Raw genomic sequence first — 16,328 nt, 5'->3', positions numbered from 1 at the left:
ACTGGTGCGGATTTGTGTGAACAGGTCAGAAACGATTTAGGGTACAAAAAAACGGATAGATTATTGAATATCTGTCCGTTTTTATTGTAGGGGCGAACATCGTTCGCCCTTGGGTTTGCTGCGTTGTTATATTGCGTATCAACATTTGTATTGTCGGCAATGTTCTGCGCAATTGTCAGTTTACAATATGTGATAAAGGTGCGAGCCGAGATCGTCGGGGCGGTCTTTGCGGACTTCGCAGATGAAAAAGCCTGTAGTGTTATAGGCGTAATCTGTTATGCCTTTGCCCTGATTTGGGTGGGCTTTGGAATATACGGCGTCGCAGCAGAAAAGTGTCACGAGAATTATGCAGGCGGCTAGCCTTGCTTTGAACGGTATCTTTTTCAGCAGATCGTCAAAGAACGGCGCCATTATATATATTCCTGCGCAGCCTGCGAAGCCGAATATCAAAGCTCCTTCAAGGCATATCCTGCCGTTGAGGTTGCAGAAATAGCCTGTGTAATCCCAATATTTCATATGCTTGAAGGTCTCGAGATACCAGCTGGTGAAATATTCCACAACTGAGCAGAGGGTCACGACAAGGAAAAATGTGAGGACGTGGTGGTCGATGAAGCGTTTGAGGATTATTACTCCGCAGACGCCGCCGAAGCCGTATATCGGCAGCCAAGGGCCGAACATTGTGCCACGATTGACGAAAACGCCGTCCTCAACGATATGGATACCGACTTCCCAAAGCCAGCCGATAAGGGCGAAGATGAAGAAAAGCAGGATATATGTCATCAGCGTGTAGTCACGATGATAGTCACGATGAATGATCGTTTTGTTGGCGAAGCGGCTGAAATGTGAGGTCTTGTTGACTTCAAGGCCGGGGTATTGGTCGAACTCTCGGAGATCGTCAAGGGTCAAGGCTCTTTCCATTTCCATTATGCTTCACCTCCTTCGGGCTGCTGGGTCTTTAGGGTATAGACGGGGATATTTCTGACGATATCGGGGTTTTCGCCATTGGCTTTTGCTTCCTCGGCGAGGCGTTCTTCATAGAAATCAAGGTCGAGGAGATCGTCGTCGAGCTCTTCATAATTTGGAAGCTTGTTTTTGATAGCTTCACGGCGGAGCTTTAGGTAGACTTCGGCGTCGATAGCTGTTGTGTATGGGTTTGACCAGAAAACGCCCACGGCGCCGAATGTTATGCTTGAAAGCAGCGACCAGCCGATCATTGAAAGGTCGAGCTTGAAAAGCTGCCATTTATAGCCACGGGTCATTGCTGTGGAAAGCTTTATTGCCTTGCGTGTTTTGATATTTGGGTTCTCGGCGCAGATGAATGGCACCATTGAATAGGAATAATACTTGATAGGGTAGCCGATGATCGTGAACGCCCAGAGGGTCTGAAAAATGCTGGTGACGAACATTGTTTTGGCAGGGTGGAGGGTTCGCTCACGGAAGAGAAAGCCCAGTCTGCCTATTTTTGTCTTTTTGTAGGTATGGTTTTCAAGGAAAAATCTACGCTCACAGACTAACAGGATATTTATGATAAATATTGTAAAAAGCAGATTGAACAGGAAGTAGAGAAACGACACTATCGTATCCCAAGCAGCTTTCTTGCTGAGGATGTTTGTGATTGCGGTCAGAAGAGAGAACTGGTAGGAATTTGATTTTGTGGCGCTGTCGAAATAGACTGACGCCGAGGTGGTGAAATTGTTGAGACGCTTGTTAAGATAGTCCTGCGCTTTGTCCTTGGCGTTGCGGCTGAATGAAAATGCGTCCGCAAGGGCTTCAAGGTTCGAGGTATCGCTTGACGAGCCGAAAAAGGTGACTTCCTTTGAATTAAGGCCGTCAACGCCGTATTCCTTATAGGCGTGGAGCCATTTTGTGACTGCATCGGGGTTGTCGATCTGCCATTTGTCGCTGACTTCTTGGGCGGTGAGGTGGTTGGTCATCATATCCTTGATGATCTCTTCCTTGTCCTCGGCGTCATATTTGAGGTCGGCAACGTGGGTGTTATCGTAGCTCGAAACATTTTGGGTGGTGGAACCATACTCGCCTGCGACGAACACCATAATAAAACATACGGCGATACAGGCGATATAATTGCGCTTTAGGCGGACTTTTGCGCCTTTTTTAAGCTCTTTTCTTGAAAGTTTCACGGGCGTGGGCTTTTGCCGTGGCTCGGTAGGCTCTTGGGTATTCTTCATATAGTTTTTTCTCCATTCTTAAATTCTTACTTAACTATCGTTATATATTATTCTTCATAAAAAATAAATTTTCGCATAATTTAACATAATCAGAAACAATACGACATATTAAAGTATACCTTATTTTAAGGCGTTTGTCAATTAAAATGATTTCGGTTTAAGAACTGTTTAAGAAATTAATAATATTTTTCTTGGTATGTTTTTTGCGAAAAAATGCTTGGCGTGCATAATATCATTATATGTGCGGAAAATAAAAGTGATAAATTTGAATGAAAGGAATGTTTATATATGGCAAAGGCGACAAAATTCACAAAAAGCTGCCCTTCGGTGATAACTTCGGCGGCGATAGGCGGAAAAATGGAGAAAGAGGGTCCGCTGGGCGATTATTTTGACAAGATAAACGAGGATCCTTATTTTACTACGGACACTTTTGAAAAGGGTGAGAGCCAGCTTCAAAAGCAGGCGGTGCTTCACGCACTTGACAAGGCTGGCCTGGAGCCGCAGGACATTGACGTGCTTTTTGGCGGCGATCTTCTGAATCAATGCGTTGGTACGACGTATGGCATTAGGGCGTTTGAAATGCCGTTTCTTGGCATATACGGGGCGTGTTCAACAATGGCGGAGGGGCTTTTGCTGGCTTCACTTTTTGTTGACAGGGAGGTGGCGGACAGAGCAATGGCTGTGACGTCGTCGCACTTTTGCACCGCTGAGCGGCAATACCGCTTTCCCCTCAATTACGGCGGACAGCGCACGCCCACTTCCCAATGGACTGCCACGGCTTCGGGAGCGCTGGTGGTTGCCCCCTCGGACAAGCCGCCGTATATCCGAGCCTGTACCATTGGAAAGATCGTGGATATGGGCGTGAGCGACGCAAACAATATGGGTGCGGCAATGGCGCCTGCGGCGTTTTCCACTATCAGCACATTTTTCACGGACACGGGAATGAAGCCTTGCGATTTTGATTACATCGTCACGGGCGATCTTGGCAAGGTGGGAAGCAGGATACTTTGCGAGCTTTTTGAGCGTGAGGATATAAACATCAGGGACAATCACAAGGACTGCGGAATGATGCTATACGATTTTGAGGAGCAGGATATACACGCAGGGGGTAGCGGCTGTGGCTGCGCCGGAAGCGTTTTGTGCGGATATTTTCTGCCGAAGATAAGGGCAGGGGAGATAAAGAACATTCTCTTTGCGGCGACGGGTGCGCTTATGTCGCCGACGGTGAACCAGCAGGGGGAGAGCATACCTTCCATATCACATTTGGTATGGATATCCAGCGAGAAAGGAAGTGATTAAATGGACTATATTTGGGCTTTTATCATCGGAGGAGTTTTCTGCGCAATCGGACAGGTGCTGATAGATTTCACGAAGCTGACCCCTGCGAGGATACTTGTGGCATATGTTGTGGGCGGTGTTATCCTCGGGGCTCTGGGGCTTTACAAGCCGCTTCTTGACTTTGCAGGCTGTGGAGCAAGCGTGCCATTGACCGGATTTGGATATCTGCTTTATGACGGGGTGCGTGATCAGGTGGACAAGATAGGTTTTCTCGGCATATTCACGGGCGGCTTGACTGCTTCAGCGGCGGGTATCACGGCGGCTATGCTGTTTGCGTTTATTGTGTCTTTATTCTTCAGAAGTAGCTCTAAAGAATAAGGCAATAATATAGAAAATGTGTGCGGATATTTGACATAATTCACAAAAAGGGTAGTTGGTTTGTGGGATTTGTTTCGTTCACTTGACAAATTATCCTTGGGGTGTTATCATTAATTTGAATGGTAAAATAGACAAGGGGGGAAGGCTGATGTTCAAGCAGATCTATCCGGTCATCGGCGATGAAAAAGGGCTGCCTTTTTATGTTGTGGGGCTGGGGCTGGAGAGCTGGCAGTTTCCGATAAAGAGGGCGGAGGGTTACGAATATCCGCAGATATTTCTTTCACGCTCAGGTGAGGGTGAAGTTATAATAAATGGCGAGGTCACGAAGATCGGCGAAAACTCGATGTTTTTCATACCTGCGTACTGTCCTCACGAATATCACGCAGTTGGCGATGGCGGCTGGTATCTTGACTGGATAGCGTTTTCGGGCGATCAAGTGGCTGTGCTTTTTGACAAGTGGAAGCTCAACAAGTTCACCCACATTCCAAACTGCGACACGGACAGGTTACGGCGGATAATGACGAAGATGTATTACACCATAAAAAGCGACAAGCTTTACGGCAATCATTATGCGTCGGCGCAGCTTTACGACTTGCTTATCGAATACCGAAAAATCGCAGACAACAGGCTTTCGTCATTTTACACGGCGCAGTCTGTGGCTTTGGCGGAGGTTTTGCAATATATTGAGGAGCACTATGCGGAGCAGATAAAGCTTTGTGATCTTGCGGCGATCGCAGGGGTATCGGAGCAGCATTTATGCAGGCTTTTCAAGAAGAATTTCCAGCTTCGGCCGATGGAATATCTTGCGCAGGTGAGGGTCCAGCACGCAAAGGATCTGCTTGTTTACTCCGACAAGACCATTGGCGAGATATCGGACGAGGTGGGTTTTCAGGACGGGTCTTATTTCTCTGTGGTATTCAAGCGGTATGAGAATATGACGCCGGGAGAGTATAGGAAAATCAAAGTATAAGTGAGGAATGAGGAATGAAGGGATCGCCTGCGGCGATGATATTTTTCGTTGCGAACTTCGTTCGCTTGACTTGCTTTCGCTTTGTCTATTATTATAGTTTTTATGGGCGGCTCGTTTGGGTCGCCTTTGTTTTTTGCAAAAACAAAAAAGAGCAGACAACAAAAATGTCTGCTCTTTATGTTACGCTTTTGCGTTTTATCTTTTATTTATTAGAAGCCGAGAATGCCCTTGAAGTCTTCAACGAGCTTTTCTTCCTGTGCTTCTGCGTCGGCTCTTGTTTCACCGATAGTTGTGTAATATGCCTTGATCTTTGGCTCTGTGCCGGAAGGTCTGATTATTACGCTTGCGCCCTGCTCGAGCTTGAATGCGATAACGTCGGACTTTGGCAGAGTGAGAACTGTCTTAGTGCCTGTTTCGAGGTTTGTTTCCTCGGAAGCGAGGTAGTCGGCGATGTCAACTACCTTGAGGCCGCCGATAGCCTTTGGTGGGTTTGTTCTGAGGTTGGCCATTATTTCCTTCATTCTCTCCATACCGCTTGCGCCTTCGCACTGGAATGACTTCTGGCTGTGGCGGTAATTGCCGTACTTCTTATACATATCTTCTCTTGCCTGGAGGAGTGAGATACCCTTTGTGCGGTAGAATGCAGCCATTTCGCAGATGAGCATTGAACCTACAACGGCGTCCTTATCTCTTACATATGAGCCTGCGAGGTAGCCGTAGCTCTCTTCAAAGCCGAAGATATATCTGCTGTCCTCACCGTCCTTCTCGAGGAAGCCGATCTGCTCGCCGATGAACTTGAAGCCTGTGAGGACTTCTCTAAGCTCAACGCCGTACTCGGCAGCGATCTTTTTACAGATATCTGTTGTAACGATAGTCTTTACGGCAACAGGGTTCTTTGGTATTGTGCCGAGGGCTGTTCTTTCCTGACAGATATACTTGAGGAGCATTGCGCCTACTTCGTTACCGCTGAAGAGAACGTAATTACCGTCCGGATCAGGAACAGCGATACCAACTCTGTCGCAGTCTGGGTCTGTTGCGAGTAGGAGGTCAGGCTTAACAGTCTTGCAGAGCTCGAGTCCCTTTGCAAGAGCTTCCTTGATCTCAGGGTTAGGGAATGGGCAAGTTGGGAAGTTTCCGTCTGGGTTTTCCTGCTCAGGAACGACTGTAACTTCCTTGATACCGATCTTCTTGAGGATAGCTCTTACAGGCTTATTACCTGTACCGTTAAGAGGAGTATAAACTACCTTGAGGCCGCTGTCAGCAACGAGGTCAGTATGTACGCCCTGCTGAGCCACCTTATCGAGGTATTTGTCGATAACTTCCTGCTTGATATATTCGATCTTGCCGGACTTGATACCGTCCTCAAAGTCGATGACCTTAGCGCCGCCGAACATTTCAACAGCGTTGATCTTGCCGATAACTGTATTTGCAACGTCGAGAGTGATCTGGCAGCCGTCCTCGCCGTATACTTTATAACCATTGTACTTTGCAGGGTTATGTGAAGCTGTGATAACTATACCTGCCTGACACTTGAGCTCTCTAACAGCCCAAGAAAGCATTGGAGTTGGCATAAGCTCTGAATAGATATATACCTTGATACCGTTTGCAGCCAAAACTGCGGCAGCTTCCTTAGCGAACTTGTCGGACTTGATACGGCTGTCGTAAGCGATAGCAACGCTGCCGTTTTCAAATGCGCCGTTCACATAGTCGGCAAGACCCTGTGTAGCACGTCTGATAGTATAAACGTTGAGTCTGTAAGCGCCTGCGCCGATAACGCCTCTGAGTCCGCCTGTACCGAATTCAAGGTCTCTGTAAAATCTGTCCTGAATAGCGGCTTCGTCGCCTTCGATAGATTTAAGCTCTGTCTGAAGGTCAGGGTCGTCAACGGCCTTTTCGCACCAAAGCTTATATAATTCCATTTCTGTCATTGTCAAATCACCTCATAAAATATTTTTTTACTAAATGCACAATTCTATACCTTACATTATAACACATTTTGAAAATTTATCAATAGGTGTAACAGTTTTTTAACAAATCTTAATGGGTAAAATTTCAATGAAATTAGACGTTTTGGGAAAATGTTAACTTACGGTGTGTTGACAATGTGGATTATCGACAGAAAGAGCATTTACACATTAGGCAGAGAGCAGGTGGGACGTCGAGGACGCCATCCAAGGGGACGACCTTGCCGTCCCCTACATTCATAAATCTATTTGACGATCAAATGTATGTGTAGGGGCTGGCGTCCCCGACAGCCCATTTATCTATGCTTTTGGACACTTATAATAGTATTGTGCGGTGCTTTATTCAATTATGAATGGCGGATATTGTGTAAAAAATATTAAAAATGTGAAAAACGACTTGAAAAATGATAAAATATGAGGTATAATGTAGGTGTATGTAAAATACATCATTTACACCAAAATTATTTGAGAGGAGTTATGTAAATAATGGTTTATTCTCACGAAGTTGAAACAATGTGCCCTATCGCTCAGGGCGTTGCTCACGGCGCTGCTCCAATACCAGAGGAGGCTAAATGGGTAAAGGCTAAGGAAGTTAAGGATATCTCCGGCTTTACTCACGGTATCGGCTGGTGTGCACCACAGCAGGGCTGCTGCAAGCTTACACTTAATGTTAAGGAAGGCGTTATCCAGGAATGTCTCGTTGAGACTATCGGATGTTCCGGTATGACACACTCAGCTGCTATGGCATCTGAGATCCTCCCAGGCAGAACTGTTCTCGAGGCTCTTAACACAGACCTCGTTTGCGACGCTATCAACACAGCTATGAGAGAGCTCTTCCTCCAGATCGTTTACGGTCGTTCACAGAGTGCGTTCTCTGAGGGCGGTCTTGTAGTAGGCGCTGGTCTTGAAGATCTCGGTAAGGGTCTCCGTTCACAGGTCGGTACTATGTATGGTACACTTGCTAAGGGTCCTAGATACCTTGAAATGACAGACGGTTATGTTACAGGTCTTGCACTTAATGAAGATGATGAGATCATCGGCTACAAGTTTGTAAACTTCGGCAAGATGATGGACTTCATCAAGGCCGGCGACGACGCTAACACAGCGTTCGAGAAGGCTCAGGGTCAGTACGGCAGAGTTGCTGATGCAGTTAAGATCGTTGACCCAAGAAAAGAATAAGGAGGATTTGTAACAATGGCTTTATTTGAATCATACGAGAGAAGAGAAAAACAGATCCTTGCTGTTATCAATCAGTACGGCATCAACACTATTGAAGAGTGCGCTGATGTTTGCAAGGCTAAGGGTCTTGACATTTACAAGCTTGTTGAAGGCATTCAGCCTATCTGCTTTGAGAACGCTAAGTGGGCTTACACAGTAGGCTGCGCTATCGCTATCAAGAAGGGCTGCACAAGAGCTGCTGACGCTGCTGCTGCTATCGGTGAAGGTCTTCAGGCTTTCTGTATCCCTGGTTCTGTTGCTGACCAGAGAAAGGTTGGTCTTGGTCACGGTAACCTCGGCAAGATGCTTCTTGAAGAGGATACAGAGTGCTTCGCATTCCTTGCAGGTCACGAGTCATTCGCTGCTGCTGAGGGTGCTATCGGTATCGCTGAGAAGGCAAACAAGGTTAGAACAAAGCCTCTGAGAGTTATTCTTAACGGTCTTGGCAAGGACGCTGCACAGATCATCGCAAGGATCAACGGCTTCACATATGTTGAGACAGAGATGGATTACTACACAGGCGAAGTTAAGGAAGTATTCCGCAAGGCTTATTCCGACGGTCTGAGAGCTAAGGTTAACTGCTACGGTGCTAACGACGTTACAGAAGGCGTTGCTATTATGTGGAAGGAAAATGTTGACGTATCTATCACAGGTAACTCAACTAACCCAACAAGATTCCAGCACCCAGTTGCAGGTACATACAAGAAGGAAAGACTTGAGAAGGGCAAGAAGTACTTCTCAGTTGCTTCCGGCGGAGGAACAGGTAGAACTCTGCACCCAGATAATATGGCTGCCGGTCCTGCTTCTTATGGTATGACTGATACAATGGGAAGAATGCACAGCGACGCTCAGTTTGCCGGTTCTTCTTCAGTTCCTGCACACGTTGAGATGATGGGTCTTATCGGTATGGGTAACAACCCAATGGTAGGCGCTACTGTTGCTTGTGCAGTTGCAGTTGAAGAGGCTATGAAGTAATTTTACTTGACAGCTTTTTCTGCATAATTTAATTGCATATATCTGACCCCTTGGAGGATTCTCTGAGGGGTCATTTTTTGCGCTGTTTTGCGGATTTGATGTGTAAAGCGTATAAACTTGTCAGAAAATAGTGGGCGATAATTTGTACAGCAAAGTTTATACATGTAAATATGTTAAGTGCAATTAATAAAATGCGGCAATATTCAGAAAATATTAATAAATAGTGATGAGGTATAGTTTGATATAAAAATTTGAACATTGGGTTTACGAAAACGGGACAAAGGTATTCATAGCAGGGCGGTAGGGATAGATGAAAAAGTATATTAAAACAGGCGGTTTTTAAGATGGGGATCATATGATGGGCTTATGTGTGTAATTTGAAATTGGAAATTCTCAAGCGAAAATAACAATAAAAGTGTTAGAAAATTTTAAATAAAGTAAAGCCAGTGAACAGGTCTTCTGCGGTTTTATGGGATTGACAAGAGAAAAACGTAATGTTATAATATGTATAAATAGAAGGCAAAATTGCCTTAATATATGAACAGGAGAATATAATGACTGAGAAAGAATTGAACAGACTTTCTAAGGGCGAACTGCTGGAGTTGATGTTCAGTCTCAGAAAGGAATATGACTCGCTTGTGAAAGAGAATGAGCGGCTCAAAGAGCTCCTTATTAATAAGGAAGATATCGTTGAGCGGCTGGAAAGGATCGAGCGGGCGGTGTCAAACGGACGATGTGAAAACGATAACATACAGACTGAGGCGGAGGTAGCTGAGGGTGAAAGTTAGTGTGAACGGCTCTGAGAACGGGGCGGTCAGCCAGCTTGAAATGCCCGATGTGGAAGTGCTTGAGGCTGTTGTTACAAAGAGGCGCAGCCGCAGGGAATATCAGAGGGTGCTTCGCAGCACGATAGCTTCGCTGCTTGTGGTGGCGGCACTGGCTGTTATAATATCAATGCTCTTTCTGCCTGTGCTGAGAGTTACGGGAACGAGTATGACGCCTACGCTTGAAAATGACGAGCTTGTGGTATGCCGCAAGAGAGGAAAGTTCGACAAGGGCGATATTGTTGCGTTCTATTATAATAATAAGATACTGCTAAAGCGTGTTATCGCTGTGGCAGGGGATACAGTTGATATCAAGGACGACGGCACGGTCTATGTAAACGGCAAGGTGCTGGACGAGCCTTATATAGATGAAAAGGCGCTGGGTGAGTGCGATATAGAAATGCCTTATCAAGTGCCGGACGAAAGGATCTTCGTTATGGGTGACCACAGAGCCACTTCGGTAGACAGCCGTACAAAGAGGATAGGCTGCATTGCCGAAGAGGCGGTCATTGGAAAGGTTGCTTTCAGGATCGCACCGCTGAAAAAAGTCGGCGGAGTTGATTGACGGAGGCGGAGAGAATGGATAGCAAGATCATAGGAATAAGATCAGAAGGGAGGAAGCTGTTTTGCAGAATTTTGGAATGAAGCTCCAAGAATACGCTGACAGCGGCACCAGAAAGCGGCGCAGCAGGTTATGCGGTCTTGTGCTCTCGGTAGTCGTTGTGATATCGGTGGTATCGAGCTTGATAATGCCTGCCATTAGTGCGACGAAAGATGATGTTGTGGTGCTGGCGAATGACAGCAAAGTTACTTTTACCGATATGAATGGTAAGGAGCAAAGCTTTGATATATTCGATCCATCAGATGCTTCGATAGCCAAGGATAATGCAGGTAATGATAAGAACTATTCTGGTACCGGTACAGGCGCTGATGAAACGAGAGATGTATCATTCAGGGTCGATTTTAACTTTGCTCAAGGTGCTTTGAAAGACAGATTTGTTTTCTGCAAGGTAGACGGAAATGTCAAGATACCAGAGGGCGGTTTGCCTGCTAATGGTTGGGGAACTATCAAGGATGACAGTTACTCAAATCCAGACGCTGATTTGGGTGAAGAGAATGTTTCGGGTCACTATAAGATCATTGAGATCAAAGGTGAAAAGTACATTTTTATTGAGTTTATTCCCGATTATGCGGAGAAGAACAAGAGTTCGGCGATAACTGGTAAAGTCGAATTTGATGCAACACTCAAACGTAAAGATAATGAACTTGACAACAAATCTGACGTTTTTTTTGGTAACAAAAAGGTTGAAGTTAAAGGCTTTAAACCGCTGACGATGGGTCTTGAGAAGACCGGTACGAATAATGCTGACAGTAAGACGATAACTTGGAAGATAACGGTCACGAACCCGATAAGCGGTGTTCTTAACGAGATCGAGGACGAACAGTTTGCAAAGGCTTCAATTATTACTGTTGTTCCTGCGGAAGCCGGTTCGGTCAATGAAGCCGGAAAGTTCGTTTTTGCTGAGGGCTGTAAGGAAAAAGAAGTAACGATCACTTACACAACGCCTTATCCTGATAGCTCTGACCTCGTTTTAGGTTATGGCACGAATGTTACTAACAGTGCAAAGCTTAAATATGATGGTGACAAGAACGCAACCGTTGAGGGCAGAACTTGGATCGGCGATTATGATTCCGTCAAGAAGTCGGGCAAGGCTGATTACAATAATAACACAGTTGAATGGACGATAACTGTTGACAACAGGCTTGGTGCTGATCTTAATGGATATATTCTGAGAGATAGTGCGTTTGCTAAAAATGATACGACGGATATCAAACTGGTTGACAGCAACAGTCAAAATGTTACATTCACCCGAGATGGCAACAAGCTTACACTTGGAAGCACAAAGGACAGCAAGCTGACTTTGACTTACAAGACACCGCTTGATAAGACACAGGTCGACAACAAGAATGAAGTCAGACTGCAGCCGCCTGGAACTACTAATGACTACGATGGCAAGTACGCTTCTGCTACTGTTAAGAGCACTAAGTTCGCAGTAAAGAAGGACGGTTCGACTTCTGACGGCGTTAACGGCGAGATCAAGTGGTCTATCACTATTGATAAGTTTGACGAAAAGGTCACATTCAAGGATATGCCTGTTACGGATGAAATGTTCAAGCATATCAAGGACGGAACACTTAAAGTTACGGCTGACGGTAAGACTATTGATGTTAAAGTTGACGCTGCGAATGGCAAAATAATTTTGCCGGACGTTGGCGATGCGACTAGGGTCAATATCGAATATGTGACTAAGGTCACGGATATTGAGAATAATGCTGGTATCAGCGTGAAGAAGGATTATGAGAATAAGGTCGACTTTGGCGGACTTACTGATACAAAGACAGTTACATATGAGCCGACTGACAGCGACAACAAGTGGTTCGATAATGTAACGCAGGACGGCGAGTATGTCAAGGTGCCTTGGACTGTTGAGCTCAAGCATACTAAGGGCAATTTCAGAAACAACACTATCACCGATGAGATGACTGCGGCTGACAAGGATGGCAAGACTCTTTATCAGACGATCTCTAAGGATACTTTCAAGCTGTTTTATAATGATAAAAACGATTATAATTACAAGGAAGTTCCTAACAACTGGTATACACTGACGGTTGAGCCTGACGAAAAGTCTTATGCGATAAAATTTGCTGATATTGATGCGCTTGACAATGTTTGCAATATCAGGGTCACATATGAGGGCAAGATAGATGTTAAGGCCGTTGAGCAGGGAACTAAGATAAGTTTCAAGAACACGGCTCACTATAATAATAAGGCTATCGAGAAGGACGGCACTTTTGACATCAAGGACAAAGGTGACACTCCTTATCAGAAGCTTGACGCTGAGACGGGTTCGGCTGACAATTCCGTGAAGGATCTGAAGTCTCTGCCGACTGTGACTATTGACGGCGTGAAGTATTACAGGTTCGATTGGAAGATCGTGGTCAATGAGTCGGCTAAGTATACTGACAAAGATACTATCGATCTTGTTGATACTTTGCCTGATGGTATGATACTTTATGAAAATGCTGATTACCTCAAGTTCAATGGCGGACCTGAAGACGCAGATCGCAATATAAGTTATCTTGATACCAATAAGAGCAAATGGTACGGAAGTTATAGCTATGCTGATGGCAAAGTACATTTTAAGATCATAGCAAATAAAACATACAAGTGGGAGATCTTTTACAGTACGATCGCAAAGGTCGAGGATGTAAGAAACGCTATCAACACTAAGGGCTACATTGATTTCAATAACAAGCTCCAAGATATCAATAATGGTTATTCGGAGATATCGCAGACGCAGACTGTTAAGGAAAAGAATATAGCGAAAGAGTCTAATGCTGCGAAAGATGGTTGTGAGATCAGGTACACAGTTGAGGTAAATCCAAAGGCACTTGACCTTGCAATTGGTGATACGATCACGCTGACTGACCTTATCAAGTGCGGTAATACTGCAACGAGAAAATATTATCAAGGCGAAAGTAACAATAGACATTTAGTAACAGATACCATTTATATCGACGGCAATTCTGCTGCGGATATACAGCTCAAGAACATCAAGATCACCGATATGAGCACAGGCAATGTGCTTACTACTGACGAATACAGCTACACACTTGCTGAGGATGCGCCTAAGTCGGTTCAGTATACGAGCACTTCGAAGCTTATATCTTGCAGCAAAGACCAGGTGGCATTTTATGTAACACCTCAGAGCGGTGCGGAAGGTTCTTCAAGTGAGATAACAGTAGAACTGCCAAGTTCAGCTGGTGACGGTGTGATAAATCACTACTATGTTGCGTGTGGATATATGTCGGGTGGATATTTCAAAACTATTTCCGGTGTTAATTCTAATTATGGTTTGAATGCAAAACAGGTCACAATTCCTTTAGATGTTTCAAACAAGTATATTGAAGGCGCTGATCAGATGTGCTTTCAAGTACAACTTGATCTTACCAACGCTTCACCTGATATTACGGGAACTATAACAGATTTTGTTAAAACGAACCCTGTATTCAATAAGGTGCATCGTGAGTATGCTAAGAAAATGGAGCTTACTGTTCCGGATTCAAAGTATCTAAAGATCGAGTACACTTACTCGGGTCACCCTGCAAATGCAGAGGACGCAAAGAACGAGTCTTTTGTTGTTGACGCTATAAACAATATTTCATTCGACACAGATTTGGCTGCTACCACAGACAACGACAGCGCAAACAATTCATTTGAGTTGCTTGACCAGTCAAAGGGTACTTCAAGCACAGTTGAGCCGTTCGAGATCGAAAAGGTCGACGGCGGAGATTACAGCCTCAAGCTTAATGCAAGCTTCAAGCTTTGGAAGTATGCAAAGATCGGTGAGGGCGAGAACGCAACCTACGGCTGGCTGCCTGCGACTAAATTTACGTTAAATCCTGTTAATAACAGAAAGGTCGTAGTATGGGGCACAGATGATGACACATCCCAAGAACTCGCAGAAGAATTTGAGGTCAAGTCCACAGAGGACTGCGCATTGCAGCTTGAACCGCCTATTCAGACAGGTCAAACTCAGACGGGTTATCTTTACAAGCTGGTCGAGACAAAGGCGCAGGACGGTTATCAGCTTGATGATACGCCAATATACTTTGCTTACAGGGTAGCGCCTGAAAAGCTGCCTAACAATATCAAGACGAGTGATTATCAGTTCGTTCAGAACGGCGACGTATTCAAGATCACGAACCTTGTTGACAAGGTGACGATCGAGGCGGACAAGGTTTGGAGCGACGGAAGCGAAAACCACACCAGCGATAAGGTCGAGTTTAAGCTTTGGAAGTCCACGACCAAAATATCCAGCGGTTTGCCAACGGACGCTGTGAAGGTCGATAGGGATAGTAAAGGCGATAGAATTACAAATCCTGTTGAGCTTTCAGATGGCAAATGGTCTTACACTTGGCCGTCATTAAGCGGTTGTGAGAAGGTAGGTAATACTTACAAGCAGTTGTATTATTACATTGAAGAGACTCGCACAGATTCAACTACACAAAAGACTTACACGGCTGTTTATGAGGGCAATGCGGCGAGAAAGAGCGGCACGATCAAAGTCACGAATATGACTGGTCTGACCATTATAAAGAACTGGAAGGACGAGAACGGAAACGCTCTTGCTGAGAACGAGATTCGGCAGGATTCCATAGACGTTGACATTTATCAGTCAACGGTTGCGCCTAACAGCCCTACAAGGGTCAATGGTGACAATGGATTGCCGACGGATTGCAAGAAGGTAAATACTGTAAAGCTTGAAAAGGCTAAGAATTGGAAGACAGTTATTGACAATCTGCTAAAGGATGATGGTGCAGGCAACACATATTACTATTATGTGCTTGAACAGTCAGTTCCGAAGGGCTTCGGCGTTACATACACTTACGCAAACAATGCCCAAAGCATTGGCACGGCGACGATCACAAACAGCATTGCGACTGTTGATGTTGACAAGGTGAATGTTAAGCTCAAAAAGGTGTGGTCTGATGGAGACAGTGGACACTCGGGCGACACGCTTACGTTCAATGTTTACAGGTCGCTGGATAAGAACGATGTGCCTAGCAACTTCAACAGCTTTACGGGTGATGTTACACAGAATGTGAAGTTTGAAGTAAACTACAACCAGAATGGAAAGACCGGTACAATGGCAAACGATGGAAATATTTCTGACAGCTATTTGATAACTAGCGGTGGCGACGGAAATTTCACATTTGGTTTAAGCAATGCTTGGATTACGGGCAATTGCGGAGCTATAAAACTTGTAAAGTCGAACGGCGATGTAATTGACGAGATAAAATGCACTAGTAAGAATGGTAATGATCTTACTTGGGATAAGACAAGTAAGTATATGTCAGTTGGATATTCTGAGAATAGTAGTGGCTCGGTTGTTACTTTGAAACTTTCAAATATTTCTGATGATATAACTGTTAAGGCTGAATTTCAGGGAGATTCAAGTTCAAAGTACAGTCTTACCGCAAATCAGACTGTCAGCGGCGGTAATATAACGCCAAAGGACAATGATAACCCATACAGCGGTGCGGACGATGGCAATAAGTTCTTGTGGAAGACTGTTACAGTTACAGCAACCGACAACTGGTCGGCTGATATCGAGCTTGAAAAGACTAACAACAGAGGTCAGACTTATTACTACTGGTTCGAGGAAGTCAAGCTTGGCGAAACAGATATCTCCAAGACGAACTACATTCCGTATTACCGATACAACGGCACGACGGACAGCTGTATTGATCTGACAAAGACGGGTCAGTCGATACAGGTATACAACAAATTTGTACGCAGGACTGGAAAGCTCCCGACCACGGGCGGCAGAGGCGTTGCAGGGTTTGTTGTTGCAGGCGGTGCGCTGTCAGCGACGGCGGCGGCTCTGCTGATCGCAAAACGCAGGCGCAAAGAGCGCTGATAATGATGATAGAATGTGATTAGGGACAGATCAATGTAATTTTAATT

11 protein-coding genes are annotated in these 16,328 nt (G+C 45.1%); 8 read left to right on the top strand and 3 right to left on the bottom strand.

Annotation, left to right across the window (positions count from 1 at the left end):
- Window positions 1-180: 180 nt before the first annotated feature.
- Window positions 181-924: a putative ABC transporter permease gene (locus QZ371_RS08600; RefSeq protein ID WP_295211708.1), complete on the bottom strand. Its 744-nt coding sequence runs from the start codon at window positions 922-924 to the stop codon at window positions 181-183.
- Window positions 924-2,189 carry a DUF975 family protein gene (locus QZ371_RS08595; protein WP_295211707.1) on the bottom strand — a complete coding sequence of 422 codons (1,266 nt, stop codon included), beginning with the start codon at window positions 2,187-2,189 and terminating at the stop codon, window positions 924-926. The genes QZ371_RS08600 and QZ371_RS08595 overlap by 1 nt, the downstream gene beginning before the upstream one ends.
- Before the next feature lie 288 nt (window positions 2,190-2,477).
- Between QZ371_RS08595 and QZ371_RS08590 the strand changes: the two genes are divergently transcribed.
- The 3 genes from QZ371_RS08590 (at window position 2,478) to QZ371_RS08580 (ending at window position 4,815) form a co-directional block, all read left to right on the top strand.
- The gene (locus tag QZ371_RS08590) at window positions 2,478-3,488 is read left to right on the top strand and encodes a stage V sporulation protein AD (protein ID WP_295211706.1); all 1,011 of its coding nucleotides are present in this window, start codon (window positions 2,478-2,480) and stop codon (window positions 3,486-3,488) included.
- Window positions 3,489-3,845, top strand: a complete 357-nt coding sequence (gene spoVAE / locus QZ371_RS08585; protein WP_295211705.1) for a stage V sporulation protein AE — start codon at window positions 3,489-3,491, stop codon at window positions 3,843-3,845.
- Between the two features lie 148 nt (window positions 3,846-3,993).
- Complete coding sequence (locus QZ371_RS08580) at window positions 3,994-4,815, top strand: AraC family transcriptional regulator (protein ID WP_295211703.1); 822 nt, start codon at window positions 3,994-3,996, stop codon at window positions 4,813-4,815.
- A 209-nt stretch (window positions 4,816-5,024) separates the two neighbouring features.
- Here the strand turns inward: QZ371_RS08580 and QZ371_RS08575 are convergent, their stop codons facing one another.
- Window positions 5,025-6,743 carry a phospho-sugar mutase gene (locus QZ371_RS08575; protein ID WP_295211701.1) on the bottom strand — a complete coding sequence of 573 codons (1,719 nt, stop codon included), beginning with the start codon at window positions 6,741-6,743 and terminating at the stop codon, window positions 5,025-5,027.
- Window positions 6,744-7,265: 522 nt separating this feature from the next.
- Between QZ371_RS08575 and QZ371_RS08570 the strand changes: the two genes are divergently transcribed.
- The 5 genes from QZ371_RS08570 to QZ371_RS08550 all read left to right on the top strand — a co-directional run bounded on the left by QZ371_RS08570 (window position 7,266) and on the right by QZ371_RS08550 (window position 16,281).
- Window positions 7,266-7,958 (top strand): hypothetical protein, encoded by a 693-nt coding sequence (locus QZ371_RS08570; RefSeq protein ID WP_295211700.1) that lies wholly within the window; start codon window positions 7,266-7,268, stop codon window positions 7,956-7,958.
- Between the two features lie 15 nt (window positions 7,959-7,973).
- On the top strand, window positions 7,974-8,972 hold the full coding sequence (locus tag QZ371_RS08565) for a GGGtGRT protein (RefSeq protein WP_022288287.1): 999 nt from the start codon (window positions 7,974-7,976) through the stop codon (window positions 8,970-8,972).
- A 554-nt stretch (window positions 8,973-9,526) separates the two neighbouring features.
- On the top strand, window positions 9,527-9,760 hold the full coding sequence (locus QZ371_RS08560; protein WP_295211698.1) for a hypothetical protein: 234 nt from the start codon (window positions 9,527-9,529) through the stop codon (window positions 9,758-9,760).
- The gene (gene lepB, locus QZ371_RS08555; protein ID WP_295211697.1) at window positions 9,750-10,361 is read left to right on the top strand and encodes a signal peptidase I; all 612 of its coding nucleotides are present in this window, start codon (window positions 9,750-9,752) and stop codon (window positions 10,359-10,361) included. Before QZ371_RS08560 ends, lepB begins: the two co-directional genes overlap by 11 nt.
- Before the next feature lie 61 nt (window positions 10,362-10,422).
- Complete coding sequence (locus tag QZ371_RS08550) at window positions 10,423-16,281, top strand: Cna B-type domain-containing protein (RefSeq protein ID WP_295211695.1); 5,859 nt, start codon at window positions 10,423-10,425, stop codon at window positions 16,279-16,281.
- Window positions 16,282-16,328: the final 47 nt, after the last annotated feature.

The sequence above is a fragment of the Ruminococcus sp. genome (genome assembly GCF_019423705.1).
Taxonomy (GTDB): domain Bacteria; phylum Bacillota; class Clostridia; order Oscillospirales; family Ruminococcaceae; genus Hominimerdicola.
This window is presented reverse-complemented; position numbering and strand designations above follow the sequence as displayed.